Origin of the sequence: Mesorhizobium sp. M1A.T.Ca.IN.004.03.1.1 (assembly GCF_003997555.1) — a bacterium.
GTDB lineage: Bacteria > Pseudomonadota > Alphaproteobacteria > Rhizobiales > Rhizobiaceae > Mesorhizobium.
The window spans coordinates 1-262 of sequence record NZ_RZTV01000518.1 but is presented as its reverse complement, the minus strand read 5'-3'; the positions used below and the strand labels follow the sequence as shown (position 1 = coordinate 262).

At 56.9% G+C, this 262-nt stretch carries 1 protein-coding gene; it reads left to right on the top strand.

Annotated features, from left to right (window positions below; all coding sequences use genetic code 11):
• Positions 1 to 262, top strand: a 262-nt coding sequence (locus EOD29_RS32710; RefSeq protein ID WP_281059255.1) for a nitrogenase component 1, incomplete at both ends; no start/stop codon positions are given.

The window sequence follows — 262 nt, the reverse complement described above, 5'->3', positions numbered from 1 at the left end:
GGCGACTCATCGACGCGATGGCGGACAGCCAAGCTTGGCTGTATGGAAAAAAATACGCGATCTACGGCGATCCAGATTTTGTCTATGGGATGGCGCGCTTCATCATGGAAACCGGCGGCGAGCCAACCCACTGCCTTGCCACTAACGGCACCTCAGCTTGGGAGGACGAGATGAAGGAACTCCTCGCATCCTCGCCCTTCGGGAAGAATGCACAGGTTTGGCCAGGCAAAGATCTCTGGGCACTGCGCTCGCTACTTTTCAC